Below are 23,451 nucleotides of genomic sequence, written 5' to 3'. Positions count from 1 at the left end.
TGTCGCCGGTCGGGCGACTCGGTCGGTGGTCGGGCGTTCAGCCGAGGCGGATGCCCCGCGAGGCCATGAACGGCACCGCGTCGATCGCGACGCCGCCGAGCCGGACCTCGTAGTGGAGGTGGCAGCCCGTCGAGGCGCCGGTCGAGCCGACCGCGCCGATGAGCCCGCCGGCCTCGACCCGGTCGCCGACCGAGACGAGGATGCCGCCGTCGACGAGGTGCGCGTAGCCGGTCGAGACCCCGTCACCGTGGTCGATGAGGATCCAGTTGCCGTAGCTGCCGTTGCGGCCGGCTTCGATGACCGTGCCGCCGGTCGCGGCGAACACCGGCGAACCGCAGCTCGCGGCGAGGTCGGTGCCGCGGTGGAACTCGTTCACCCCGGCGACCGGCTTATCGGGTCGGGGGCCGAACCCGTCGGTGAGGTGGCCGCCGACCGGGAGCGACCAGCCCTGATCGCTCAGCTGGCCGGAGTCCGTCGGCAGGTTCTCGATGACGGTGACGCTCGACGCGGCGAGCTGGGTGCGCACGGCGGCGAGGGCGTCGCGCGCCTTCGCGACCGCGGCCTCGGCGTCGTCGACCCTCTGCTGGAGTCGCTCGACCGGCACCGCGTCGACCTTCGCCCAGGCGGCCTCGGCGCGCGCCTCGGCGGCGTCGGCGTCGCGGTCGAGCCGGTCGGCCGACTCGCGGAGCCCCTGCACGTCGCCCGTGAGCTCGGAGACGCGCTGCATGCTGCCGAGCCCGGCGAGCAGGTCGCCTCCGGGCTTCACCGCGGCATCGAGTGAGCCGAGGGCATCGCCGTCACCGCGGACGGCGCCGATGTAGAGGCGCGCCGCCTCGTCGGCCTGCTCGCGCGCGGTCGCCGCGAGCTCGTCGAGCTCCATCGCGGTCGAGCGGGCGGCGTCGCGGGTGTCGCGTGCCGCGGCGAGCTCGTCCTGCGCGGCGCGGAGCGCGGCCGTCGCCTCGCTGAGCACCCGCTGCGCCTGCAGGATCTCCGCGGAGACGCGCGATCCGGTGGCGAGGATGTCCCCGCTCAGCATGAGCGGCCGGGGCCCGGGCTTCGTCACACTCCCGCTCGGCGCGGGGGCCTGGGGCTTCGGCGTCGTCGGCTTCGGCGTGGTGGGCTTCGGCGTCGTGGTCGGCGGGGTCGTCGGGGTCGGCGTGGTGGTCGGCGGTGTGGTCGGCGGAGTCGTCACCGGCGGCGTCGTGGGCGGGGTCGTCCCCGGGTCGGTGCCCGGATCCGTGCCGGGATCCGTGCCCGGGTCGGTCCCTGGATCCGTGCCCGGATCGGTGCCCGGATCCGGTGGGGTGGTCTCGCCCGGATCCGGTGGGGGATCGCTCGGCGGCGGGTCGCTCGGCGCAGGTTCGCTCGTCGTGCTCGCGTCCGTGTCGGCCGGGGCCGGAGCGGGCGCGGAGACCGCGGCGGGGTCGGTGCCTGGGTCGGCGACCGGGGCGGCATCGTCGGCATAGGCCGGCGTGGCGCCGGTGACGCCGAGGAGTACGGCAGTCACGGCGGTGGCCGCAGCGAATCCCGCGCGCCGGGGGCTCAGGGCCCGGCGTCCAGGGTGCGGCGCTTCGTCCATTGATGGCTTCATCGACATTCCAAGGGTGTCGGTTTCGGGTACCGACGTGGCTCAGTCTCGCACCGCATCCGCGCGGGCACAACGCTCATCCAGTGAGCTATTGTCACCTTTTCGGGGCGGACTTCGGACCGCGCCCGGCGTGTCGGAGCCATGCGGACCGCGCCGAGCCGCCCGCGCCGGGCGATCTCGGCGAACGCCGCCGGGACCCCGGCGCGCCCCTCAGACGAGCGGGGCGGCGGCTGCCGCCGACGCCCGCGCGAGCACCTCGCCGGAGGCGACGAGCTCGCTGAGCCGCTCGATCTCGGGGGAGAGGAAGCGGTCCTCGCCCGGCACCGAGCCCTCGGCCGCGATGAGCTCGACCACCGCGCCGGTGACCGGTCCGGGCTGCAGCGGGGCGCGGAGCTGCAGGCCCCGCCCGGCGGTCATGATCTCGATCGCGAGCACGCGGGCGAGGCCGTCGATCGCCCGGCGGAGCTTCCGCGCCGCGGCCCAGCCCATGGACACGTGGTCCTCCTGCATCGCCGAGGACGGGATCGAGTCGACCGACGCGGGGACGGCGAGCCGCTTCAGCTCGGAGACGATGCCCGCCGCGGTGTACTGGGCGATCATGAGGCCCGAGTCGACGCCGACCTCGTGGGCGAGGAACGGCGGCAGGCCCTGGTTGCGCGCCCGGTCGAGGAAGCGGTCGGTGCGCCGCTCGCTCATCGACGCGACGTCCGCTGCGGCGATCGCGAGGAAGTCGAGCACGTACGCGACGGGCGCGCCGTGGAAGTTGCCGTTCGACTCGACCCGGCCGTCCGTCGTGAGCACCGGGTTGTCGACGGCGCTCGCGAGCTCGGCGTCGGCGACGGATGCCGCGTGGGCGACGGTGTCGCGGGCGGCGCCGTGCACCTGCGGGGCGCAGCGCAGCGAGTAGGCATCCTGCACGCGGCCGTCCTCGGGCCCGGCGTGGCTGGCGACGATCGGCGAGCCGGCCAGCGCCGACCGGAAGTTCGCGGCGGCGAGCGCCTGCCCCCGCTGCGGGCGGAGTGCCTGCAGATCGGCGGCGAAGACGGCGTCGGTGCCCATGAGCCCCTCGACGCTCATCGATGCGGCGATGTCGGCGGTCGTGAGCAGCATGCGCAGGTCGGTGATCGCGAGGGCGAGCATGCCGAGCATCCCGTCGGTGCCGTTGATGAGGGCGAGCCCCTCCTTCTCCCCGAGCTGCAGCGGCTCGATGCCCTCCGCGGCGAGGGCGGCCCCGGCATCCGCGAGCTCGCCGTCGGCGGTGCGCACCTCGCCCTCGCCCATGGCGACGAGCGCGCAGTGCGCGAGCGGAGCGAGGTCGCCGGAGCAGCCGAGCGAGCCGTACTCGCGCACGACGGGGGTGATGCCCGCGTTCAGGATCGCGGCGTAGGTCTCGACGGTGGCGCGGCGGACGCCGGTGCGGCCGGTCATGAGGGTCGACAGGCGCAGCAGCATGAGCGCGCGCACGACCTCGCGCTCGACCTCGGCGCCGGAGCCCGCGGCGTGCGAGCGCACGAGGCTCGCCTGGAGCTGGGCGCGCCGGTCGGCGGCGATGAAGGTGGTCGCGAGCGCGCCGAAGCCGGTGGAGATGCCGTAGTGCGGGTGCGGGTCGGCGGCGAGCCCGTCGACGATGGCGCGGCTGCGCTCGACCTCCTCGAGGGCGGTCGGGTCGAGGACGACCGCGGCGCCCTGGCGCGCGACGGCGACGACCTCCTCGATGGAGAGGCCGGCGATGCCGACGGTGACCGTGGCGGGGGTGCTCGTGGGCGCGCTCGTGCTCATGCTTCGATTCCAGCGGCTCGGATGCCCCGCCGCGAGGCGCTCGGCGCGGCATCCGTCTGCGATCCCAGACGATGCGCGGTACGCTCGCCTCCAAGCGCCGAGTCGCCCGACTTTCCCGAAATTCGGGCAACTCGAAGACAGCGGAGACGGAGGAGACGGATGCCGAAAGCGAAGGTCCCCGCGGCGGATCAGACGCTCGCGATCCTCAGCCACCTCGCGCACCAGCGCGGGCCGGTGCCGGCCGCGACGATCGCCGCCGCGCTCGAATTGCCGCGCTCCACCGTCTACCACCTCCTCGCCGTCATGCAGGAGCGCGGCTTCGTCGTGCACCTGCCGGAGGAGCGCCGCTACGGCCTCGGCGTCGCGGCCTTCGAGCTCTCGAGCGGCTTCAGCCGCCAGCAGCCGCTCGCCCGCCTCGGCGGTCCGCTCGTCGCGGGCCTCGTCGACCGGCTCGGCGAGAGCGGGCATCTCGCGGTGCTGCACGGGCGCGACGTGCTCTACCTCGTCGAGGAGCGCGCGCCGCGGCGGCCCTCCCTCGTGACCGACGTCGGCGTGCGCCTGCCCGCCCATCTCACGGCCACCGGGCGGGCGATGCTCGCCGCCCTCCCGCCGGCGCAGCTCCGTGCGCTCTACCCCGACCGGGCGGCGTTCGCCTGGCGGGGCGATCCGGAGGCAGCCGGCGAGTGGCGCGCCTCGCGCCTGAAGCAGGTGCTGCACGAGGTGCGCGAGACCGGCTGGGCGGCCGAGTCGGGCGAGATCACCCCCGGCTTCGCCTCGGTCGGCGTCGCGGTGCTCGATCACGTCGGCTGGCCGGCGGCGGCGATCGCCGTCACCTATCCGGATGACTCGCCCGGCACCCGGCCCGCAGCGGAGCTCGCCGCCGCGGTGACGGCCGCCGCGGCCGAGCTCGGCCGCCGGATCGGGGCCGCGCGCTCCCGCTGACCCGTCCCCGCTCGCGCTGACCCGTCCCAGCTCGCGTTCATCCGGGCCGCGTAGCGTGGCCGAACGCCGGGCACGATCACGACGACGGGAGCCGCCATGACCGCCCTGACGACCGCCGACCACGGATTCACCGGGCTCACCGGATTCGCCGCCGACGTGCTGAACGCCCTCGGCGACATCGGCGTCGGCGTGCTCGTGTTCCTCGAGGTGCTGATCCCGCCGATCCCGAGCGAGGTGATCCTGCCCTTCGCGGGGTACCTCAGCCAGGCGGGCGAGCTGAATCTCGGCTGGTTGATCGTCTGGAGCACCGTCGCCTCGCTCGCCGGGGCGCTCGTGCTCTACGGCCTCGGCGCCGCGATCGGGCTCGAGCGGGCCATCCGCTGGATCGCCTGGACCCGCCTCGTCAGCCTCTCCGATCTCGAGCGCGGAGCCGACTGGTTCCACCGGTTCGGGAAGTGGTCGGTGCTCGTCGGGCGGCTCATCCCGGGCGTGCGCAGCCTGATCTCGCTCCCGGCGGGCGCCGACCGGATGCCGCTGCTCGTGTTCTCGCTCTTCACCGTGCTCGGCTCCGGGCTCTGGAACACGCTGCTGATCGGAGTCGGGGCCGCGCTCGGCACCCAGCACCACCTCCTGGAGCAGTGGCTCGAGTACCTCGACCTCGTCGTCTACTCGGCGATCGCGATCGCCGTCGTCGTGCTCATCGCGCGGCGCGTCCGCGAGGCGCGTCGGATGAAGCGGATCGCCACCGACGCCTGACCCCCGTTCGAGGGTCATTTTCCAGAAGTGTCCTCCAAAGTGTGGACATGAAACGGAGTGAGCCGTCATGCTGAGTCTTCGTGCCCTCCGGGCACCTGCGGACCCGAACGCATTACCCGAACCTCCCCGGTCTCGCTGCGCCTGACCCGCGCGGCTGGGCCGTGCGAAGCCGTACCCGCGCGCTTCCGAATCGGGCCCGCCTCACACCGAGGACCCGATGGAGATCCCGACCCGATGAAGAGCTCCGGTGCGCGCACCGCGCTGTCCAATTCCCGTCAACGACCCCTGCGCCGCATCCTCGCGGCCGTCGCCGCGTTCGCGCTCGGCGCCGGTCTCGCCGTCGTCGGCGCCGCCGCCCCCGCGAGCGCCCACACCGGCGACCTGCTCGCGAAGGCGGTGTGCAACACCACCACCGGCGAGTACGACGTGACGTACACGCTGAAGCTCACGAACGTCGGCAGCGGGCTGACCGGCACCACGAAGTGGCGCGTCGGCACCACCTCGTTCCAGGGCACGCCGAACAGCGCGAGCGGCATGGACCGCGGCCCGATCAGCTCGAAGGGCAACACGACCCTGACGCTCGGCACCGAGAGCCTGCCCGGCACGACGAAGGGCGGCGGCCCCTGGGTCTACGCCTACACCAGCTGGAGCGACGGGTTCGGCAAGGGCTCCGACGGCCGCATCGAGGGTCTGAAGGGCGACTGCTCGGCTCCGAAGCCGAAGGAGATCCCGGTGCCGGTGCAGCCGTCGATCGTGGACGTCTGCGGCACCTCGGGCGACTACGTCGTCGAGCCCCGCGCCGCCGAGGGGGTCAGCTGGTCGATCTCGCCGATCGTCGACGGGAAGGCGAAGGCCACTGCCACGGCGAAGCCCGGCTACGTGTTCACCGACGGCACGGCCCTGAAGAGCTGGGACCTCGAATTCACGAACGTCCCGTGCATCGTGGAGATCCCGGTGCCGCCGAAGCCGGCCGCGAGCGACGTCTGCGGCGTCGACGGCGACGCGATCGAGCTGCCGGACGACACCGACACCGTGAGCTGGACGATCGAGGGCGACCCGAAGACGGGCGCCGCCACCGCCGTCGCCACCGCGGCGAAGAACCACGCCTTCCCCGGCGGCGCGACCGAGCAGCGCTACGAGTACACGTTCACGAACGAGCCCTGCCCGGTCATCGTGCCCGAGCCGGTCGCGCCGGAGATCGTCGACCTCTGCTCCGTCGACCGTGACGACGTCGTGCTGCCCGAGGAGACCGAGCAGCTGGTCTGGCGCGTCGAGGGCGAGCCCTCGAGCGGCTCCGCGACCGCCGTCGTCGAGACGAAGGACGGCTACACCTTCGAGGACGGCACCACCGAGCGCCGCTTCGAGCTCTCGTTCACCGACGAGCCCTGCCCGATCGAGCTGCCGGTGCCCGCGAAGCCCGCGGCGATCGACCTCTGCGGCGTCGATGGCGACGAGGTCGTGCTGCCCGCCGACACCGACACCGTGAGCTGGACCCTCGAGGGCGACGCCGGCACCGGCACCGCCACCGCCGTCGCGACCGCTGCCGAGGGCCACGTCTTCGAGAGCGGCGAGACGGTCGAGCGCTTCGTCTTCGAGTTCGACCAGACCGAGTGCGTGACGCCCACGCTCGACGGCTCGAGCGCCGCGGCGCTCTGCGTCGCGAACGTGCCGTGGATCGACTTCGACGTCGTCCTCACCGACCCCGACGAGCAGTCGACCGGGCACACCGCCTACCTCGTGCTGAGCGACGGCACGAACACCGAGAAGGTCGAGCTCGGCCCGCTCCGCGAGGACGGCACGATCGACGGCCGCGTGCTCTGGCCGGGCGCCGAGATCGACGAGGCCGGCGCCCCGACCGCGTGGCCGGGCTGGAAGCAGCTGCCGAACGGTCGCTGGGTCGTCACCGAGGAGAACTTCGGGTGGACCCACTCGCTCACCTCGGCGTTCATCGAGGTGAACCCCGAGCTGTCGATCGACCTCGAGTACCCGCCGGCCGTCGTCGGCTGCGGCCCCGCGTCGAAGCCGGCAGGCACCCCGGGCACCCCGGTTCCGGTCGCCTCGGGCGACGGTGACGGGCAGGGGCTCGCGAGCACCGGCTTCGCCGGCGGCCCCGCGATCGCGGTCGCGGGCGGCCTCGTGCTGGCCGGGGCGCTCGCGCTCGCCGTGCAGCTGATCCTGCGTCGCAAGCGCGCGTAGCGGCATCCGCTCGATGAGGGGTCCGGCGAGAGCCGGGCCCCTCTTCGCGCTTGCGGCGTCGGGTTCCCTCACCCCGCGTCTTCAGAACTCAGGAAGTCGCACCCGGCGAGGCCCGAGCCTCCGCGGATCGGCGGATGCCTCGGGGTGCAGAAGCCCCGGATGTTCCTGAGTTGTGTCGGTGAATGAGAATGGGTCGAACGGCCCATACCGATGCCTCGATGCTCCTGGCTACGGTCGCCCTAACCGTGCGTTCGCCAAGGGATGGGGCAGCAGATGGGACGTTGGAGGGCATCGGGGTCGGTTGGAGCAGTGTTGTCAGGCGCTGTTGCCATGCTCTTGCTCGTAGGGACTGCTCAAGGCGCCGCTGCCTCGACGATCCCGTCGGCTTCCAAGCCGTCGCCGGATTCTCAAACGGACGAGCTGGATCCGAAGGAAATCCCGGAAACGGGAGTGCCGCCTGAGGATCGCCCGAAGCTGATCGGCGACGTCGAGACTGATGTGGCGTATACGACCATGGCCGGCCCGGACGGTATCGCCATCCTGCGCGCGGATGCGAGCGACGGCTATGCCTGGCGCAGCATCGCGCTCCTGCCGGCGAAGTCGAGTGACTCGGATATGTGGGTGGCCAACAGCTGCATCGATCCGAGTGGGAGCTTTCTGGCCGTCGTATACGGCCCACGCTCATTTACGAACGATGAAGCCAGCTTCCTCGGAGGTGGTTGGGGAGCAGTCGTCGACCTCGATTCTGGCAGCATCGTCGATCTCGGGCGAGGCCAGAGCCTCGCCTACTTCAATCCGGGATGTGGGGGAGGTCCGTTCGCTGCGTTCCTTCGGTACACGGGTCAGGGAACGACGCAACTGGCGTCCGTCGATCTGCGAAGCGGAGAAGCCGTCTGGAGTGCAGACGTCGAAGGGGAGATCACCTCACCAGCCACGCGGTCGGACGGCGGTGTCGTCGCCGCAAGCGGAACGGGAATCGTACGGATAAGCGAGACAGGTGGGATCGAGGAGCTCCGGAGTGTTCCGGGCATGCCCTTTCGCCTCAAGGTCGACTCCGCAGACCGAATTGGTATATGACGGTGGACTCGCCCGAGACGGCGAGCGTTTGGCTCGGCGAGGCTGGGGATCCAAGAAGAGCGACTGCGGTGGCGTCTGGGCGACTCTCAAGAATCGGAATCGAACGAGCCGGGGACGCCATCTACGTCCTTGGCCAGAGCACCCAGACGGACGCACGACGGACAGGGGTGCAGTTCCTTCCCGGGGCCGAGGCCGATGCACTACGGACAGTCGGGCATCAACGGATTTGTCCTTGAATTCACGCCGGGCGACAAACCTTGGCCAGACATCCCGGTATCGCAGCAGTCCATCCATCCGAACGACTTCGGAACGTCACTGTACCGGGATGCATTGGAGAGCGCGTTGCAGGGGGTGTACTCGCCGTGAGAACGGGAGATGAACCCAATGCGCGTCACCGCTGGGGCGAGCGCGCCTTCCGGGTGACCTGGCGCGCCTCGTTCGCCGTCTTCGGGTTCGGCGTCGTCGCAACGAGCCTCTTCGCGTTCGTGCGGATGTTGAGGATTGGAATTAGGAGAACGAACTACTTCGGGGGGCCTACGACCAACCATGTCGAGTACGCCGAGGACCCCTGGCTGTGGGTCACTGCCATTATCCTCACCGCGTCCGTCATGCTGCTGGTCGGCATGGTCCTGATCGAAGCGATTCATCGACGCTGGCTGGTGTCCGGGATCGTCTGTGCGGTGCTTGGTGCAGTTCCGGCGCTCTGCAATTGGTACCTGCTCAGTCTGAATTGTGGCTCGTGAGACGCTCAACGTGTGGGAAATGGAGCGTTGAAGAACATTTCTGACGAGCTGAGGTAACGCCGAGCGCTCATGTGGAAACACCCACTGTGAGCGCGCGGTGTCCGGGGGCCGAGCATCAGTTGATTGACGGGAGGCACCCCGATGGAAGACCCGCGACCCCGGCAGATCGTCGTCGTTTCTGCGAGGAGTCTCTTCAGGGCAGGAGTCCGGGCGATACTGGCCGCAGTGGAGGTCGACCGTCTCGTTGACGCTGCGCACCGGCAGGCCGCGACCCGAAGCCTGGGGCAGGCGTACCGATCCGTCGCCGTCGTCGATCTAGGTTCTCGCTGGATCCGCGATACGGCGACCGGGATCCACTGGCTGCTCGAGCACCCCGATGAGGTCCAGGTCGTCGCCGTCTCGTCGTCTCGATCGGTGGGCCGAGAGAGCGCCGTGCGGAACCCGCGGCTGACGCTTGTCGGCCCGGACGTGGATCCAGCTGGGCTGATTCACGCGGTCGAACGTGGACTCGGTGACGCTTCCTCTGCGAGCCTGACGCAGCGCATCGATTTGACGCTTCGCCAGCGCGAGGTGCTCCGCTTGGTCGCCGCTGCCCGATCGAACAAGGAGATCAGCCAAAAGTTGTCGATCGCACCCGGCACGGTCAAGCGTCATCTGAATGACGCGTTCACCCTGCTCGAGGCGCGCTCCCGACTCGATGCGGTGAACCGAGCGCGATCGCTCGGACTGATCTGAGAGTCCCCGAGTGTCGGCCTGACGCCCAGGACAGTGATGCCCCGGGTACGGCGGCTCGGAGCCAGGCGGCGTATCCGAAAGATGGGTCTTAAGGTACAGCAGCATTCACCGCTGGGATCCCAAAATAGATTGGCTGTGGCCTCCACAGATGCAGTCGACCGATTCGCAGGAAGCTTGACCTACTACGAGAGCTTGGAGACAGAACGATCTGCACGGAAGTCTGGCCTGCGGCGGAACTCCTGGTGTCCCTGGTGCTTGGAACGGTCGAGTGCTCCGCGGTCGAGCCCCCGATTTCGCGTGAGGTTGCCGTCTCGTCCGGAGTGGGGAACGCTTCGGGCGAGACCGGCGATGTCGGTGTGTGCCATTCGGTTTCGCTCCTGATGAGCATGCTCCGCAGACAGGTGACGGGTCGCCCGTCGCGCTGGGTCTGGATCCGGTCGTCAAGCGCTGCCACGCGATCGATGCGCCCGTGAGCACCTCGCAGTGAGCTGAATCACATGGAGTCGCCCGCTCGCGGTTCACTCAGCTTCCGAAGTGGACTGCTCGCTGACGCGCGGGTCGAGGTGGGAAAAGCGCCTTCTCCTGCGCCGCGGCGGGTCTGTCCCACAAACAGGGCCTTGCGCGGTGTGACGAAAGGCGCATTGTCTCCATGCTCTGACCTGGAGAGCATCGCTCCCAAGACCGTTCATTCAGGCGATGCAGTGTTGAGGAGGGAATCATGAGGAAGCGAGCATTTGCGGGCCTCGCTGGGGCGCTGGCGCTCGGGTTCACCGTGGGCGTCTCAGCGCCCGCGCAGGCGGGTTCGAACTGGGTGACTGGGGAGGTGAGAACGACTGGTGGCCTCGTGCAGTACGCGACCGAGTATTACCACAACAACTACGGCGGTATGACCATGAACCTGACCCAGGTCCCGCCATGCGGTGGCTACACCGCGCTCGGGCTTCGTTTCCGTGCCTCGTCGACCAGTCAGTACACCGACTCGACAGTTTGGACCACACCGGCTCTGAAAGCGTTCACGAAAGGCGGAGTCACTGCTCTGACAAAGGGCTACTACGCCTTCAACGCGCGGTTGAGTGGCGCGGCGTGCGGGAATCCGCACTGGTGGGGCGACACGTTCACATACTGAGAGGCGAGAACGATGGAGAAGCACGCAATCCTCAGCGCGGTCGCTGCGGGCATTGTCGCCGCCACATGCGGGCTGGCCGCAGCCGCTTCTGCGGCCTCAGCGCCCGAACCGGCCGATGTGCCCGATGGGTTCATCGCGACGCAGTCGGCTTTCGCGGCCGAGTACCGCGAAGCGCGGATCGCTCTCGATTTTCCAGAGGGGGACACATGGGAGCAGGGAGATGCAGTCCCCGAACTTGAGCCAGGCGCGATAGCGGAGAACGGAGTCGCTGCCGGCATCGCCCACCACCAGTGGCTATGTGCGTGGGAGGGCGAGTACCTCGGAGCCTTCGCCGACGGCGATGCCAGTCGAGCGGCCAATGCCTTGGAGAGGGTCCGGTCTTGGGAAGCCCTGCCGTGGGTACGAGAGCACGTGGTCGACCCAGAGGGCGGATGGTTTCGTTCCGTGGTTGTCCCCGCGATGGCGGATGATCCAGGCGGCGTCGAAGAGGACTACGCATTCGGTTGCGAGCACTAACGCTACACGAGGCGTCCGCTCCCGCGCTTTGGGAGCGGACGCCTCGGGTCGGTCGCTATGCCGGGGCCGGGCAGGCTGAACTCAACGCCTCGTCCCGCTCTCGGTTCGGGATGGGGTCATCGATAATGGGGTACCAGCCTTGGTTCGGCCAGTTCGCGACGAACTCGCTCTCGGACGGCGGAGGCGGGATGTCGTACCCGTTCGCCTCGTAGCACGGTGCGAGGAACTCGGTCAGGTAGCCGTACAGCCAGGCCAGTTGTTCGGCGTTCGCCGGGGGAGTTGGGCGGGACGGATTGGCGGACTCGCAGCTGTACCAGGCGACGGCGGCCTCTTCCGTTTCCATGCCCACGCTCACGGATTGCGGCGTCCCGTCGGTGCTGGTTGCGGTAGCAATCGGAAGCCCAGTCGCCTCATAGCACTTGGTGAGCGCTGCGAGGCGGTCGGCGTCAGCAACATACCCTCTGAACTCCACCTCGGGACGGATCGCGGTCGGGTACAGCCCAGTGACCGTCGACCAGAATTCGTCCTGATTCTGAACGCGCAGCGCGTCGAGTCCAGCGTCGCTGATCTCGCTCGGCGGCGGGCTGGGGCGGTCGAAGGGCGGCATAGTGACCACCTCGCTCGCCGGCTCGGTCAGCGAGGGGGAGGGCGAAGTCGAAACGCACCCGGACAACAGCGAACTCAGCGTGACCCCGGCCAGAAGGAGAGCAGCAGCTTCTCTACGCGGTCCTGGTGCGTTCTTCGTCATGCGGCCCGATGCTACTCACCTGGCCCATCGACTCGCATGTCACTTAAGGACCAGATTCACGCGGCTGTCCATGCCTCGGCGATCGTCTCAGACCGTCGAAGCGGCGAGTCAGCTCCGCGGCGTCAGCCACCGGCGCAGCGAGCGGGTGACGAACGGCAGCACCCAGTAGGTCATGATCGGCGTGAGCACGAGGGTCGTGACGAGCACCCGCAGCCACAGCGGCACCTCGCCCCAGCCGGGCACGGGGGTCATCAGGTACGAGAACACGAGGTTCACCGGGAAGAAGCCGAGCCAGATCGTCACGGCCTGCTTCCAGCGCGGCGGGGCGGGCGGGGCTTCGAGGGGTTCGGCGTCGACGGCGGGGATGGATCCGGTGGCGGGCTCGTCGAACCATCCCTCGATGCCCGTGCGGCGCTTGGAGCGTTCGCTGCGCACGAAGCCCTCGCCCATCGAGAGCCACCAGCTGCGCTCGGGGGAGCGTTCCCAGGCCTCGAGGGTCTCCTCGCTCGTGAAGCGGTAGAGCATGTGCCAGACCTGGGAGTCCTCGCCGGCGCGGACCCAGCCGGAGCCGAGGAAGCCGGGATGCTTGTTCGCGAGGTTCACGCCGGTCTGCACCCAGGCGGTGGCCTCGGAGATGCGGGCGGGGTCGACCTCGCGGCGGATCGACACGGTGATGGGCTCTGACATGGGACCTCGGGGGTGGTGAGTTCTCGTGGGCTCGCGCGGGTGCGCGCGGCGCGGCCGGCGCGCGATCCGCTCGTGGCGGTGGCGCGGCCGTCAGCGAGTGTAACCGGGCCACGTTTCGGGCGGGTTTCCGTCCAGTCGTTCGGGCCGTTCGGGCCATTCGGCGGCGAGCGTCACGCCCGCGGTCGGAGCACGAGCAGTTCGCCGATCTCGCAGTCGAGCGCTCGGCAGATCGCCTGCAGCGTCGAGAAGCGGATGGCCCGGGCCCGGTCGTTCTTCAGCACGCTGAGGTTCACGACGGTCACGCCGACGATCTCGGCGAGCCGGGTGAGCGTCATGCCCCGCGCCTCGAGCAGCTCGTCGAGCCGGCAGTGGACGTCGGTGGCGTCCTCGACCTCGGCCGGTGCCATCAGACGAGACCCTCGGTGTCGCGCTGCAGGCGCTCGCCGATCGAGAAGACGGTGCCCAGGAGGGCCACGGCGAACGCCCACAGCACGAGGGCGAAGGGGTCCACGCTCATGATCACGTTGTCGAAGGTGCGCTCGCTGAGCACGGCGAACCCGCCGTTCGCCGCCATGTTGCCGAAGAAGGGCACGGCCACGAAGCCCCCGAGGCCGACGAACCCGGCGGTGGCGACGAGCACGGTGTTGGTGCGGCAGAAGACGACGCCCCGGGCGACGTTCCGGATGAGCCAGACCAGGGCGGCGACGCTCACGATCACCGCGAGCATGAGCACGAGCTGCTGGATGACGATGGCCCACTGCGACGCGACCGGGAGCGCGGGAACCGTGAGGACCGCCTGATCCAGGGCGACCGACACGGGCGCGCCGTCGGGGCCGATGGGGGCCTCGGCGGGAGTGCCCGCGAAGGTGGCCAGCACGGCGACGTCGCGGTTCGGCAAGACGTCGATGATGCGCCCGACGGCCGACGAGGTGACCCAGGCCGCGATGACCGCCCCGGCTGCCGCGAAGAGCCAGAGGCTCACCCGGTCGGCGAGCTTGAGGGCGTGGGCCGTGTTCGGCGTGGTGTTCGTCTGCATGGCAGCAGCATACCGATATTCGATAATAATGGAAATCGATATGGTGAGGTCACCGGTGCAGGGCGGAGCCGAGCCCGCCGAGCCCCTCGACCACCACATCGGCGAGCAGCCGTGCGTACCGACCGTCGGGGTCGAGCTCGGGGTCGAACACGGTCACCGAGGCGCCGATCGCGGCGGGGGCGAGCTCGGCGAGGAGCGCTGTGACCGTCGCGGCATCGAGTCCGCCGGGGTCGGGGCTGTCGACCGCGGGCATCACGCTCGGGTCGAGGAGGTCGACGTCGAGCTGCAGCCAGTACCCGGTGCCGGCGGTCGCCCTGATGCGCTCGGCGAGCTGCGCCGTCGGCCGGCCCGGGGCTCCCAGCTGGCCCGGGGCCGCCGCCCGGGCGAGGGTCTCCGGCCGGCCCAGGGCCTCCGCGGCCGAGACGACGAGCCCGAGGGTGCGCCGGGCCTCCGCTGCGTGCTCGTCGTCGTCGCGGTGGCCGAGGTGCACCGTGCGCGCAGCGGCGAAGTAGGGTCCGGCGCCGTCGATATCGGCGATCGCGGCCCAGTGCAGTCCGACGGCGGCGGCGAGGTCTTCGCCTGCGACGCTCGCACAGGCGTCGCTGTTGCCGGGATGCCGGAAGTCGGTGTGCCCGTCGAGGTGCACGAGCCCGGTGCCGCCGCGGCGGGCCAGCGCGAGCCCAGCCCCGAGCAGGATGCTGCAGTCGCCGCCGATGACGAGGGGCGCATCGCCCGCGTCGAGCACCTCGTCGATGCGTTGTGCGAGCCGTCGCGAGTGGTCGACCAGCGCCGCTTCGTTGCGGACGCGGCCGGCGGGGCGGACGGCGTCGTCATCGACGTAGGGCGCGGTGGGCACCGTGCCGGCGTCGCGGGCGCCGGCGGCGGCGGCGAGGCGGTCGAAGAGCCCCGCCTCGCGGAGCGCCTCGGGCGCCCGCCACGCACCGGGCACCGCGCCGGGGTACGGCGGGCGGAGCCCGAGGCTGCTCGGAGCGGCGACGAGGGCGATCACGGACCTAGCGTGCCATCCTCGGCCGACATCCGGTCAGCACTCGCGGAGCCGAGCGACGTTCGCGCTCAGCACCCCCTCTGCGCCGAGCAGCGTCACCCGGGTGACTCCGAGTCGCTGCAGCTCCGCCGTCGTCCCCGGAGCCAGGCAGTTCTGCTGGCTCAGGAACAGGGGCGACCCGGTCGAACCGGCGAACGCCGCCCCGGCCAGGGCGTCCGGGAAGTTGAACCCGTTAGCGAGGAAGGCGCGCGAGCTGCCGGTGAACGCGTCGGTACTGATGGCGAGCCCCGTCGTGAAGCGATCGGCACCGGCGACCCGCTTCGTATCGTTCGCGAGCTTCTTCAGCGAACCGACCACCGCGTCGGAGACCACGCCGGAGCCGCCGGCGACGCGGATCTTGCCGGGGCCGAGCCGCTTCACGAGTGCGGCGGTCGCCGCGTCGAGGGCGCGACCGTTCGTCAGCACCACCGGGGAATCGAATCGCCCTGCCGCGGCGCTTGCCGCGAGCGCATCGGGGAAGTTCGCACCGGATGCGACGTAGAGCGCCGTGGTGGTGCCGGGGAACGCATCGTCGACGACCTTCCGGCTGGTGGCATAGCGGTCTGCTCCGCCGAGTCGTTTCACCGGGGCGATCTTGGCGAAGGCGTCCGCGGTCGACTTCGCGATCGCCCCGGTGCCGCCGACCACCACGATCCGCTCGGGCTTCAGGCGCCTGAGCTCGTCGAGGAGCGCGGCCGGGGGCTTCGTCGCCGGGGTGAGCAGCAACGGACCGCCGGCGCGGGCGGCGGCCGGCGCAGCGGCGAGCGCATCGGCGAAGCCCGCCCCGGAGGCGACGTACGCGATCGGGGCCGTCGACGGGAACGCCGAACGCGAGATCGCGACCGCCGTCGTGTATCGGTCCTGGCCGGCGAGCCGGTCGACCTTCGGAGCGGGGGCGAGCGTGACGGAGCCCGTGACGGGTGCCGAGGCCGAGTACGTGCCGACGCGCGCGATGACCTTCCAGGTGTGCGCTCCGGCGCCGGCCCCCGTCAGCGGGAGGGCGAACGAGCCACCCGTCTTGGTGAGCGTCGCAGTCGAGGCGGGCGTGCTGGAGCCGTCGAGGTACAGCGACACGACCGTGCCGGCCGGGGCCTGGGGGACGGTGCCGGTCGCGCTCGAGCCGAGGTACGCGCGGCCCGAGGCGGGCAGATCGACCTTCGGGGTCTGCACGCCGACCGACAGCTCCCAGCCGCGGTTGAACTCGAGGACGTCCTGGCCGCGGGTCGACGTCATGGCGAAGAAGGCGGCGAGCGGCTCGGCGGCGCACGCCGTGGGGCTCGAGTTCGAGCCCGACGAGATGCCGACGGCGTAGTTGCCGATCAGCGCGGCACCGCCGCTGTCGCCGGGGATCGCGCAGACGTCGGCGATCACGGAGTTGACGCTGTGCCCTTCGACCTGCACCGTCTGGAAGCCCTGCACGGTTCCGCAGCTCCACCCCGTCGTGCGCCCCGATTTGCACAGCTTCGCGCCGACGACCCCGGCCGTCGCCCCGCGCACCGTGACCGGGGTGCCGCTCGTCGGGGATCCCTTGCCCCCGCCCCACGTCGTGACCGTGGGGCGGGGCGTCCAGCCCGCCGCCACAGCGACTCGTGCCGAGTCGACGTTCCCGCCGTACTGCACGCTTCCGGGCACGCGAGTGCCGATCTGCGCACCGAGCCCCGCGGTGTTCGGCTTCGACTGCACGAGCTGGTAAATGGGCGTGCTGTCGTTCGAGCTCCCCTCGAGGCAGTGCCCGGCGGTCGCGAACTGGTGGGCGCCGTTCGACGTGGCCCGACCGTTGAACCCGACGGAGCAGAGGGTGTAGGAACCGCCGCCCAGCGAATACGTCCATCCGGTCCCCCCGACGAGATCCGCGGTCGCAGCGAACGCGACATCGGAGAAGTCGACGCCCATGCCGTCGATCGGCTCGGTGACGGGGGTCGCGCCGGCAGCGACGACGGCCTCCTCCTGGTCGGGGCCGTCGACGAGGACGAACAACTCCGTCCCGTTCAGCACCGCGTCGTCGGGAGAGATCCCGGTCGCTTCGAGCGCGCCGACCACGTCGCCGGCGTCGACGGCGGCATCGGCTTCGGCGAGGTACTCCGACGGCGTCAGCCCCAGATCGGTCTCGATCGCGCTCGCCAGTTCGTCGGGGAGGCCGGCCGCCGCCGTGAGGTACTCCTCAGCGGGATACTCGCGCATGGTGGGGGTGTCGGCGCCGGTGCCGTCGCCAACCGTGACTGCCTCGGCGGGTGCGGGTCGCTCCTCGGCCGCGGCCGCGGCTGTGGCGGGCAGCGACGTGACGGCGAAGCACAGGGCGAAGGCCGTCGCCACGGCGATCGAGGCGCGAGCGATGGGTCGAGACATGAGAGGCCTTTCGATTCGGCTCGGCTCGATGGTCGAAGTCCGGATCACGGCGTCCGGTCTCGAGGAGACGTGAAGGTCCATCATGCCGCACGCCGGGGAACGGGAGGAGGGTCCCCCTCCCGGCCAATCACGCAGGACGGCTCGGGCCGGGCGGCGAGCTGACCGCCGCCGGCAGCCGCACGCTGACCCGGAGGCCGCCGCGCGGGCCCGGATCGACCTGCAGCATCCCGTCGTGCGCGGTGACGATGCGCTGCACGATCGCGAGGCCGAGGCCGATGCCGGCGTGGTCGCCGCGGATCCGCTCGGCGCCGCGCTGGAACGGCTCGGTCAGCGTCGCCACCAGGTGCGGGTCGAGCGCCGGCCCGGTGTTCTCGACGACGAGCACCGCCCGACCGGGGACGGCGATCGTCGTGACCGTCACCTCGCCGCCCTCCGGCAGGTTGTGCACGATCGCGTTGTGCACGAGGTTCGTCGTGAGCTGCAGCAGCAGCGCGGGCGAGCCGAGCGCGACGACGACGTCGCCGGATGCCTCGACCGCGACCCCGCGGCGCTCGGCGAGCGGCAACAGGGTCTCCACCGACTCCTCGGCGAGCAGCGAGAGGTCGACCGGCTCGCGGTGGAACGCCCGCTGATCGGCCCGGCTCAGCAGGAGCAGCGCCTCGGTCAGCTCGATCGCCCGGCCGTTCACGAGCCGGAGGCGTTCGACGAGCGCCTGGTCGGAGCCGGGGTCGTCGCGGGCGACCTCGAGCATCGTCTGCGTGATGGCGAGCGGGGTGCGCAGCTCATGCGAGGCGTTCGCCGCGAAGCGCTGCTGCTCCGCGACGTGCGCCTCGAGCCGGGCGAGCATCGCGTCGAAGCTGTCGGCGAGCTCGCGGAACTCGTCGCTCCGCCCCTCGAGCTCGATCCGGTGCGAGAGCGAGCCCTCCGCCGCCTTGCGGGTGGCGTTCGCGATGCGGGTGAGGGGGGCGAGCATCCTGCCGGCGAGGAACCAGCCGCCCACGAGGCCGAACGCGAGCAGGAACACGAGCGCCCAGGCGGCGGCGGGGGCGAACGCTCGGACGAGGTCGTCGCGACCCGGCATGAAGCCGTCCATCGTGGGGGCGGCGTCCGCGGGCACGTAGCGCAGCAGGAACGTCCAGACCACGGCGAGGAGCAGCGCCATCGCGACGAAGAGGAAGCCGGCGTAGCTGAGCGCGAGCTTCAGCCGGGCGGAGAGCCCCGGCCGCCTAGCCATCCGCGTTCCCGGCATCCGCGCCCGCGCCGGCGTCACCCGCGTCGATCCGGTAGCCGACGCCGGGGACCGTCGCGATCACCCACGGAGTGCCGAGCCGCTTGCGCAGCGCGGACACCGTGATGCGCACCGCGTTCGTGAACGGGTCGGCGTTCTCGTCCCAGGCGCGCTCGAGCAGCTCCTCGGCGCTGATCACCCCGCCCTCGGCGGCGACGAGCACCTCGAGCACGGCGAACTGCTTGCGGGTGAGCGCCACGTAGCGGCCGTCGCGGTAGACCTCGCGGCGGAACGGGTCGAGCCGGAGCCCGGCGATCTCGCGGACGGGCGGGCGCACCTGGCTGCGCCGCCGGTCGAGCGCCCGCAGCCGCAGCACGAGCTCGCGCAGCTCGAACGGCTTCGTCAGGTAGTCGTCGGCGCCGAGCTCGAAGCCGGACGCCTTGTCGTCGATGCGGTCGGCGGCGGTGAGCATCAGGATCGGCATCCCGACGCCGGAGGCGACGATGCTCGCGGCGATCTCGTCGCCGCTCGGACCGGGGATGTCGCGGTCGAGCACCGCGATGTCGTAGCTGTTGATCGACAGCAGCTCGAGCGCGGTGACGCCGTCGCCCGCGACGTCGGCAGCGATCGCCTCCCGGCGGAGCCCCGTGCGGATGGCCTCGGCCATCAGGGGTTCGTCCTCGACGATCAGCACGCGCATGACTCCGATGGTACGAGGCGGGGCATATCGCGGGGATATGCGGAATGCGAAACGCGCGGGCAACACCGCGGGGCGTGGACTGGGCGCATGACCACCACCACCCACCATCCCGGCGGGCGCGGGGCCGCGACGCTCCTCGCGGGGCTGTTCGCCGTCTACCTCGTGCTGCTCGTCTGGCTCGTGCTGTGGAAGTTGAACCTCCCGTGGGAGGCGATGCCCGAGCGGCGCAGCCTGAAGCTCGTGCCGTTCATCGCCGCGGAGGGGTACGGGGCCAGCGCGCTGCGCGAGGTGGCGGGGAACGTCGCCGTGTTCGTGCCGTTCGGTCTCGGGCTGGCGCTGCTGCGGCCCGGCTGGGGGTGGTGGCGCGTCGCGGCCGCGGCGGCCGCGCTCAGCGCCGCGCTCGAGCTCGCGCAGTTCGCACTCGCGATCGGCAGCACGGACGTCACCGACGTGATCACCAACACGGCGGGCGCCGTCGCGGGCGTGGTGCTCGCGCGACTGTTCGGCCGCAACCCCCTTGCCGTGGCGGACCGGAGCCCGTAGACCGGAAGCACGGACGGAGCGATGCGAGGCGCGGGACGACCGCGCCGGCGAGGTCCGTCGAACGGGAGGACGAGGATGGCGACGGTCACCGAGCGCCGCGACCGGCGGCGCGCGAAGGCGGCGCTCGCGCACGCGAAGTCGGCGGAGAAGGAGGCGAAGCGGCTGGCGGACACCCTTCCGCCCGGACGCGCCAAGCGCCGCTTGGAGGCGCTGGTCGCCGAGTCGCGGGTGACGCGGCGCGCCGCCAAGGCCGACCGCACTCGCGCGCCGCGCCGGGCCGCCCGCACGGCGGCGCGCGCCACGGCGGGGCTGGATGCCTGGTCGCGCCGGGTCCTGCCGACGACCGCGTCTCGCGGGGCCGCGGCCGAACCGGGCACGGCGATCGCGGATGCCGCGGCGGCGGCCAAGCGCCGCGCCGCCCTGCTAAAGCAGCGGCGCAAGCAGGCCGACCGGGTGCGCAAGTGGGCGAAGAGCGCCGCCGCGCACACGGTGGTGCAGGCCGTGACGACGCCGGAGGAGCCGGCGCCCGCGAAGCGGCGACGCTAACGTCGACTGTCTAGCCGGCCGAGGCGGCCGAGGCGGGCGAGCCCCAGAGCCGCGCGAGGAGCGGGGGAAGCCGGTGGGCGGCGACTTCCGCCCGCCCGGGCTCGGTGAGTGCGAAGCGGTCGAGGGCGTCGAGGACGCCCTGGGTGGCGGCGAGCAGGAGCTCGGGCTCGTCCGGCACCGTGACGAGCCCGAGGCGCCGCGCGTCCGTGACGATCTCGGCGGTCCACGGGCTCGCTCCCGCCGCGGTCCCGCCCGAGCCGGTCTCGCCCGAGCCGGTCTCGGCCGAGCCGGTCTCGGCCGGTGCCGCCGCGAGCAGGGCCCGGTCGTCCGGGTGCTCGGCGAGATGGGCGAGCAACCGCTCGTTCGCGGCGGCGAGCTCCCGCCAGAACGCCCGGGCATCGGGCTGGGGGGACCACGCTCCGAGCGCCGCGGCGACGCGCGCCGAGGCATCCGCCACGACCGCGCCGAAGAGATCGGCCTTGCCGTCGAAGTAGTGATACGCGGAGGCCTTCGAGATGCCGGCGTCGGCGATGATGCGGTTGTAGGAGGCGCCGTCCTGGCCGTCGCGGGCGAAGTGGGCGCGGGCGACGCCGAGGATGCGGGCCCGGTCGGCCGGCGCGAGGCGCTGGAATCTCGGCAGCGGCATCAGCGCAGCCGCCGGGTGATCGAGAGCGTGAGCACCCACTGAGCCAACCACAGCAGGATGGCGAGGGCCCCTCCGACCCGCCCGAGCTCGCCGGGGAGCAGCGAGACGAGCTGCAGGATGCACCAGCCGAAGCCGAGCCATCGCCACCAGCCCAGTTCGGCCGTGCCGATGCGCGGTGCGATCGCTGCGCCCACCCGTTGGACGATGTAGAAGTCCTCGACGAAGTTCGCGGGGATCGCGAACATCCACCAGACGGATGCCCCGGAGCCCGCGCCGGCTCGGCGGACGAGCCGCTGCAGGGTGAGGCAGTAGAGCGCGACGAGCACGAGGAAGCCCGCGATGATCGCCAGGTTGCCGGGGAAGGGCACGAGGCCGATTTCGCCGATGAGTCCCGGCCCCCAGCCGGGCACCCAGAGCGGCGCGCTCAGCAGCACCACGACGAGGGTGGTGCCGAGGACGCGGATGGCGAGGTGCAGGAGTGCCGTGCGAGTCATGGACTGGAGTGTACTATCAGTGTGTACTACTAGTACACCATCGGTGGGATCTGCGGGAGTAGCCTCGACACGCGGGCGGGGGCCCGCGGGGAGGAGCGCCGCTGATGGCGAAGGACGAGACCTCATCCGGACTGAGCGCGGAGGAGCGCGCGGCGGTCAAGCAGCGCGCGAAGGAGCTGCGCGAGCAGGAGAAGGCGGGCAAGAACCGGGCTGCGGGCGAGCAGGCGGTGCGCGAGGCGATCGCCGCGCTCGAACCGGAGGACCGCGAGCTCGCTGAAGGGCTCGACCGCGTCGTGCGCGAGGTCGCCCCCGAGCTGGTGCCGAAGACCTACTACGGCATGCCGGGCTACGCGAACGGCGAGGGCAGGATCGTCGTCTTCCTGCAGCCGGCGAAGAAGTTCAAGACGCGCTACGCGACGATCGGCTTCGAAGACCGCGCCCGGCTCGACGACGGGGACTTCTGGCCCGTCGGGTTCGCCGTGCGGGCCTGGACCGACGCCGTCGAGCGCGAGGTCACCGAGCTGGTCCGCCGCGCCGTGGGCTGACGGGCGGTCTCGTCCCTGGCCGGCGCGCGCGACGTCGCGCATTCGGCTCACTCGCGGCCGCGGCATCCGCCGTTTGCGCGACTCCGCGCGGTGGAGTCGCGCGACGGAGCGGACGGTCGCGAGCGGGCGGTCAGCCCGCGGCCGTGAGGGAATCCTCCAATCCGGTGCGACGAGGGTTCCGAATCCCTCCTGACGGCCCGCTCGGGCCGGCGGCCCGAACGGGCCCGGATCAAGGAGGAACCATGCGTAACTCACCGAACCGCATCGTCGCCACGGTGTTCGGCGCGGTCTACCTGCTCGTCGGACTGCTCGGCTTCGCCGTCACGGGCGGCGTCTCGTTCATCGCGACCGAGGGCGGCCTGCTGCTCGGCATCTTCGCGGTGAACCCGCTGCACAACATCGCCCACCTGCTGATCGGGGCCGCGCTCCTCGTCGCCGGGCTCGCGAGCGCCCGCGCCGCGAAGACGGTCAACACCATCGTGGGTGCCGCGTACCTCCTGCTCGGCGTCGTCGGGTTCTTCCTCGCGGGCACCGCGGCGAACATCCTCGCGCTGAACACGCCCGACCACTTCCTGCACCTCGCGAGCGCGCTCGTGCTGCTCGGCGTCGGCCTCGGGGCCGAGCGCAGCAGCCGGCTGGCGACCGCCTGAGGCCCGCCGTGCTCCCCGCCGTGTTCCGCAGCTGGCCGGCGCTCGCCGCGCTCGGCGCCGGGCTCGTCTTCGCCGCGCTCGCCGCCGGCGCGAACGGCCCGTTCGCCGTGGCCGTGCTCGGAGCGGCGGGGCTCGCCGCGCTCGCCTGGGCGGTCGCGGTCCTCCGGGCCGGACGAACGGTCATGCCGAGGACGGCGCTCGGCGCCGGCCTCGGTGTGATCGTGGGCATGGCGCTCGTCGTGGGGGCGGGCGCCGCACCCGGGCTCGGCATCGCCGGGCTCCCGGCGGTCGCGGCGGCGGGCTTCGCGCTCGTCGTCGCGGCCGGGGCCGCGATCAGCCTGCGCGCGCGTCCCGCTCCGGGTGCCGACGGCTCGGGGCATCCGGCCCCCGCGGCCCCGGGGAATCCGGCTCCAGAGACTCGGGATGCCGCGCCGGCACCCGCATCCCCGGCCGCGCCCGCGGCCACCCGGACGCGGCATCCCGTGGCCGCCACGCTCGGCCTCGTCGCCGGCGCGGCGCTCGTCGCGGCCCTCGCGACGCCCGCCCTCGCGGGCACCGAGCCCGGCGAGCTCGCCGTGCCGCACGGCGAGCTCCACCAGCACTGACGGGCGTTCCCGGCCTACTCGTCCGCGCGTCGGATCGGCCCAGGCAACCCGCCCGAGCGGTGGCCGCCCCTCGCCAGCCCGGTGAAGTCGCGCAAACGGTCGAACCGGGCACTCCCGAGGGGCGTTTCGCGCGACTTCGCGATGTGGAGTCGCGCGAACGGCCCTGGCGCGAGG

General features: G+C 71.8%; 26 protein-coding genes. 14 read left to right on the top strand and 12 right to left on the bottom strand.

Going from position 1 to position 23,451, the window contains the following annotated elements:
* Positions 1 to 37: 37 nt before the first annotated feature.
* Complete coding sequence (locus ROT00_RS05140; RefSeq protein ID WP_404772885.1) at positions 38 to 1,063, bottom strand: M23 family metallopeptidase; 1,026 nt, start codon at positions 1,061 to 1,063, stop codon at positions 38 to 40.
* On the opposite strand from ROT00_RS05140, the gene ROT00_RS05135 reads away from it, so the two are divergent.
* Positions 1,035 to 1,466 carry a hypothetical protein gene (locus ROT00_RS05135; RefSeq protein WP_404772883.1) on the top strand — a complete coding sequence of 144 codons (432 nt, stop codon included), beginning with the start codon at positions 1,035 to 1,037 and terminating at the stop codon, positions 1,464 to 1,466. The genes ROT00_RS05140 and ROT00_RS05135 overlap by 29 nt on opposite strands.
* A gap of 332 nt (positions 1,467 to 1,798) precedes the next feature.
* On the opposite strand, the gene hutH is transcribed toward ROT00_RS05135, so the two are convergent.
* Positions 1,799 to 3,367 (bottom strand): histidine ammonia-lyase, encoded by a 1,569-nt coding sequence (gene hutH, locus ROT00_RS05130; RefSeq protein ID WP_404772882.1) that lies wholly within the window; start codon positions 3,365 to 3,367, stop codon positions 1,799 to 1,801.
* 159 nt (positions 3,368 to 3,526) lie between these two features.
* On the opposite strand from hutH, the gene ROT00_RS05125 reads away from it, so the two are divergent.
* The 8 genes from ROT00_RS05125 to ROT00_RS05090 all read left to right on the top strand — a co-directional run bounded on the left by ROT00_RS05125 (position 3,527) and on the right by ROT00_RS05090 (position 11,458).
* Positions 3,527 to 4,309 carry an IclR family transcriptional regulator gene (locus tag ROT00_RS05125; RefSeq protein WP_404772880.1) on the top strand — a complete coding sequence of 261 codons (783 nt, stop codon included), beginning with the start codon at positions 3,527 to 3,529 and terminating at the stop codon, positions 4,307 to 4,309.
* 96 nt (positions 4,310 to 4,405) lie between these two features.
* Positions 4,406 to 5,065, top strand: a complete 660-nt coding sequence (locus tag ROT00_RS05120; RefSeq protein ID WP_404772878.1) for a DedA family protein — start codon at positions 4,406 to 4,408, stop codon at positions 5,063 to 5,065.
* Between the two features lie 234 nt (positions 5,066 to 5,299).
* Complete coding sequence (locus tag ROT00_RS05115; protein ID WP_404772877.1) at positions 5,300 to 7,261, top strand: hypothetical protein; 1,962 nt, start codon at positions 5,300 to 5,302, stop codon at positions 7,259 to 7,261.
* A gap of 330 nt (positions 7,262 to 7,591) precedes the next feature.
* Complete coding sequence (locus tag ROT00_RS05110; RefSeq protein ID WP_404772876.1) at positions 7,592 to 8,338, top strand: hypothetical protein; 747 nt, start codon at positions 7,592 to 7,594, stop codon at positions 8,336 to 8,338.
* A 362-nt stretch (positions 8,339 to 8,700) separates the two neighbouring features.
* Positions 8,701 to 9,081 (top strand): hypothetical protein, encoded by a 381-nt coding sequence (locus ROT00_RS05105; protein WP_404772875.1) that lies wholly within the window; start codon positions 8,701 to 8,703, stop codon positions 9,079 to 9,081.
* 225 nt (positions 9,082 to 9,306) lie between these two features.
* Positions 9,307 to 9,816, top strand: a complete 510-nt coding sequence (locus ROT00_RS05100) for a response regulator transcription factor (protein WP_404772873.1) — start codon at positions 9,307 to 9,309, stop codon at positions 9,814 to 9,816.
* 718 nt (positions 9,817 to 10,534) lie between these two features.
* Positions 10,535 to 10,942, top strand: a complete 408-nt coding sequence (locus ROT00_RS05095; RefSeq protein ID WP_404772872.1) for a hypothetical protein — start codon at positions 10,535 to 10,537, stop codon at positions 10,940 to 10,942.
* A gap of 12 nt (positions 10,943 to 10,954) precedes the next feature.
* Positions 10,955 to 11,458, top strand: a complete 504-nt coding sequence (locus tag ROT00_RS05090; protein WP_404772871.1) for a hypothetical protein — start codon at positions 10,955 to 10,957, stop codon at positions 11,456 to 11,458.
* Positions 11,459 to 11,513: 55 nt separating this feature from the next.
* Here the strand turns inward: ROT00_RS05090 and ROT00_RS05085 are convergent, their stop codons facing one another.
* From ROT00_RS05085 to ROT00_RS05050, 8 genes are all read right to left on the bottom strand, one after another.
* Positions 11,514 to 12,206 carry a hypothetical protein gene (locus ROT00_RS05085; protein ID WP_404772870.1) on the bottom strand — a complete coding sequence of 231 codons (693 nt, stop codon included), beginning with the start codon at positions 12,204 to 12,206 and terminating at the stop codon, positions 11,514 to 11,516.
* Between the two features lie 108 nt (positions 12,207 to 12,314).
* Positions 12,315 to 12,893: an antibiotic biosynthesis monooxygenase gene (locus tag ROT00_RS05080; RefSeq protein ID WP_404772868.1), complete on the bottom strand. Its 579-nt coding sequence runs from the start codon at positions 12,891 to 12,893 to the stop codon at positions 12,315 to 12,317.
* Between the two features lie 170 nt (positions 12,894 to 13,063).
* Positions 13,064 to 13,300 (bottom strand): helix-turn-helix domain-containing protein, encoded by a 237-nt coding sequence (locus ROT00_RS05075; RefSeq protein WP_404772866.1) that lies wholly within the window; start codon positions 13,298 to 13,300, stop codon positions 13,064 to 13,066.
* Entirely contained in the window at positions 13,300 to 13,929 is a 630-nt protein-coding gene (locus ROT00_RS05070; protein WP_404772864.1) for a hypothetical protein, read from the bottom strand. The genes ROT00_RS05075 and ROT00_RS05070 overlap by 1 nt, the downstream gene beginning before the upstream one ends.
* Before the next feature lie 49 nt (positions 13,930 to 13,978).
* Positions 13,979 to 14,938 (bottom strand): arginase family protein, encoded by a 960-nt coding sequence (locus ROT00_RS05065; protein ID WP_404772862.1) that lies wholly within the window; start codon positions 14,936 to 14,938, stop codon positions 13,979 to 13,981.
* A 33-nt stretch (positions 14,939 to 14,971) separates the two neighbouring features.
* Positions 14,972 to 17,320 carry a cell wall-binding repeat-containing protein gene (locus tag ROT00_RS05060; protein ID WP_404772861.1) on the bottom strand — a complete coding sequence of 783 codons (2,349 nt, stop codon included), beginning with the start codon at positions 17,318 to 17,320 and terminating at the stop codon, positions 14,972 to 14,974.
* 127 nt (positions 17,321 to 17,447) lie between these two features.
* A complete protein-coding gene (locus ROT00_RS05055) occupies positions 17,448 to 18,554 on the bottom strand; it encodes a sensor histidine kinase (RefSeq protein WP_404772860.1) in 1,107 nt (368 codons plus the stop codon).
* The gene (locus ROT00_RS05050) at positions 18,547 to 19,248 is read right to left on the bottom strand and encodes a response regulator transcription factor (protein WP_404772858.1); all 702 of its coding nucleotides are present in this window, start codon (positions 19,246 to 19,248) and stop codon (positions 18,547 to 18,549) included. The genes ROT00_RS05055 and ROT00_RS05050 overlap by 8 nt, the downstream gene beginning before the upstream one ends.
* Positions 19,249 to 19,335: 87 nt before the next feature.
* On the opposite strand from ROT00_RS05050, the gene ROT00_RS05045 reads away from it, so the two are divergent.
* Positions 19,336 to 19,791, top strand: a complete 456-nt coding sequence (locus ROT00_RS05045; RefSeq protein ID WP_404772857.1) for a VanZ family protein — start codon at positions 19,336 to 19,338, stop codon at positions 19,789 to 19,791.
* A 75-nt stretch (positions 19,792 to 19,866) separates the two neighbouring features.
* Entirely contained in the window at positions 19,867 to 20,337 is a 471-nt protein-coding gene (locus ROT00_RS05040) for a hypothetical protein (protein WP_404772856.1), read from the top strand.
* Between the two features lie 10 nt (positions 20,338 to 20,347).
* Here the strand turns inward: ROT00_RS05040 and ROT00_RS05035 are convergent, their stop codons facing one another.
* Both ROT00_RS05035 and ROT00_RS05030 read right to left on the bottom strand, forming a co-directional pair.
* Complete coding sequence (locus ROT00_RS05035) at positions 20,348 to 20,983, bottom strand: TetR/AcrR family transcriptional regulator (protein ID WP_404772855.1); 636 nt, start codon at positions 20,981 to 20,983, stop codon at positions 20,348 to 20,350.
* Positions 20,983 to 21,477 carry a hypothetical protein gene (locus tag ROT00_RS05030; protein ID WP_404772854.1) on the bottom strand — a complete coding sequence of 165 codons (495 nt, stop codon included), beginning with the start codon at positions 21,475 to 21,477 and terminating at the stop codon, positions 20,983 to 20,985. Before ROT00_RS05030 ends, ROT00_RS05035 begins: the two co-directional genes overlap by 1 nt.
* Before the next feature lie 104 nt (positions 21,478 to 21,581).
* Here ROT00_RS05030 and ROT00_RS05025 point away from each other — a divergent pair, with 104 nt between their 5' ends.
* From ROT00_RS05025 to ROT00_RS05015, 3 genes are all read left to right on the top strand, one after another.
* Positions 21,582 to 22,022: an iron chaperone gene (locus ROT00_RS05025; protein WP_404772852.1), complete on the top strand. Its 441-nt coding sequence runs from the start codon at positions 21,582 to 21,584 to the stop codon at positions 22,020 to 22,022.
* Positions 22,023 to 22,264: 242 nt separating this feature from the next.
* Entirely contained in the window at positions 22,265 to 22,672 is a 408-nt protein-coding gene (locus tag ROT00_RS05020) for a DUF4383 domain-containing protein (protein ID WP_404772850.1), read from the top strand.
* A gap of 8 nt (positions 22,673 to 22,680) precedes the next feature.
* Positions 22,681 to 23,277 (top strand): hypothetical protein, encoded by a 597-nt coding sequence (locus tag ROT00_RS05015; RefSeq protein ID WP_404772849.1) that lies wholly within the window; start codon positions 22,681 to 22,683, stop codon positions 23,275 to 23,277.
* The last annotated feature ends 174 nt before the right edge of the window (positions 23,278 to 23,451 follow it).

Origin of the sequence: Agromyces mediolanus (assembly GCF_044917495.1) — a bacterium.
GTDB classification, from domain to species: Bacteria; Actinomycetota; Actinomycetes; order Actinomycetales; family Microbacteriaceae; genus Agromyces; species Agromyces mediolanus_B.
This window is presented reverse-complemented; position numbering and strand designations above follow the sequence as displayed.

Bases quoted from the DNA above. Each gene is read 5' to 3' on its own strand.
- ROT00_RS05070 (WP_404772864.1), bottom strand. From the start codon at position 13,929: ATGCAGACGAACACCACGCCGAACACGGCCCACGCCCTCAAGCTCGCC.
- ROT00_RS05080 (WP_404772868.1), bottom strand. From the start codon at position 12,893: ATGTCAGAGCCCATCACCGTGTCGATCCGCCGCGAGGTCGACCCCGCC.
- ROT00_RS05120 (WP_404772878.1), top strand. From the start codon at position 4,406: ATGACCGCCCTGACGACCGCCGACCACGGATTCACCGGGCTCACCGGA.
- ROT00_RS05115 (WP_404772877.1), top strand. From the start codon at position 5,300: ATGAAGAGCTCCGGTGCGCGCACCGCGCTGTCCAATTCCCGTCAACGA.
- ROT00_RS05135 (WP_404772883.1), top strand. From the start codon at position 1,035: ATGAGCGGCCGGGGCCCGGGCTTCGTCACACTCCCGCTCGGCGCGGGG.
- ROT00_RS05035 (WP_404772855.1), bottom strand. From the start codon at position 20,983: ATGCCGCTGCCGAGATTCCAGCGCCTCGCGCCGGCCGACCGGGCCCGC.
- ROT00_RS05085 (WP_404772870.1), bottom strand. From the start codon at position 12,206: ATGACGAAGAACGCACCAGGACCGCGTAGAGAAGCTGCTGCTCTCCTT.
- ROT00_RS05030 (WP_404772854.1), bottom strand. From the start codon at position 21,477: ATGACTCGCACGGCACTCCTGCACCTCGCCATCCGCGTCCTCGGCACC.
- ROT00_RS05110 (WP_404772876.1), top strand. From the start codon at position 7,592: ATGCTCTTGCTCGTAGGGACTGCTCAAGGCGCCGCTGCCTCGACGATC.
- ROT00_RS05040 (WP_404772856.1), top strand. From the start codon at position 19,867: ATGGCGACGGTCACCGAGCGCCGCGACCGGCGGCGCGCGAAGGCGGCG.
- ROT00_RS05060 (WP_404772861.1), bottom strand. From the start codon at position 17,320: ATGTCTCGACCCATCGCTCGCGCCTCGATCGCCGTGGCGACGGCCTTC.
- ROT00_RS05125 (WP_404772880.1), top strand. From the start codon at position 3,527: ATGCCGAAAGCGAAGGTCCCCGCGGCGGATCAGACGCTCGCGATCCTC.
- ROT00_RS05090 (WP_404772871.1), top strand. From the start codon at position 10,955: ATGGAGAAGCACGCAATCCTCAGCGCGGTCGCTGCGGGCATTGTCGCC.
- ROT00_RS05095 (WP_404772872.1), top strand. From the start codon at position 10,535: ATGAGGAAGCGAGCATTTGCGGGCCTCGCTGGGGCGCTGGCGCTCGGG.
- ROT00_RS05025 (WP_404772852.1), top strand. From the start codon at position 21,582: ATGGCGAAGGACGAGACCTCATCCGGACTGAGCGCGGAGGAGCGCGCG.
- ROT00_RS05075 (WP_404772866.1), bottom strand. From the start codon at position 13,300: ATGGCACCGGCCGAGGTCGAGGACGCCACCGACGTCCACTGCCGGCTC.
- ROT00_RS05045 (WP_404772857.1), top strand. From the start codon at position 19,336: ATGACCACCACCACCCACCATCCCGGCGGGCGCGGGGCCGCGACGCTC.
- ROT00_RS05050 (WP_404772858.1), bottom strand. From the start codon at position 19,248: ATGCGCGTGCTGATCGTCGAGGACGAACCCCTGATGGCCGAGGCCATC.
- ROT00_RS05020 (WP_404772850.1), top strand. From the start codon at position 22,265: ATGCGTAACTCACCGAACCGCATCGTCGCCACGGTGTTCGGCGCGGTC.
- hutH (WP_404772882.1), bottom strand. From the start codon at position 3,367: ATGAGCACGAGCGCGCCCACGAGCACCCCCGCCACGGTCACCGTCGGC.
- ROT00_RS05055 (WP_404772860.1), bottom strand. From the start codon at position 18,554: ATGGCTAGGCGGCCGGGGCTCTCCGCCCGGCTGAAGCTCGCGCTCAGC.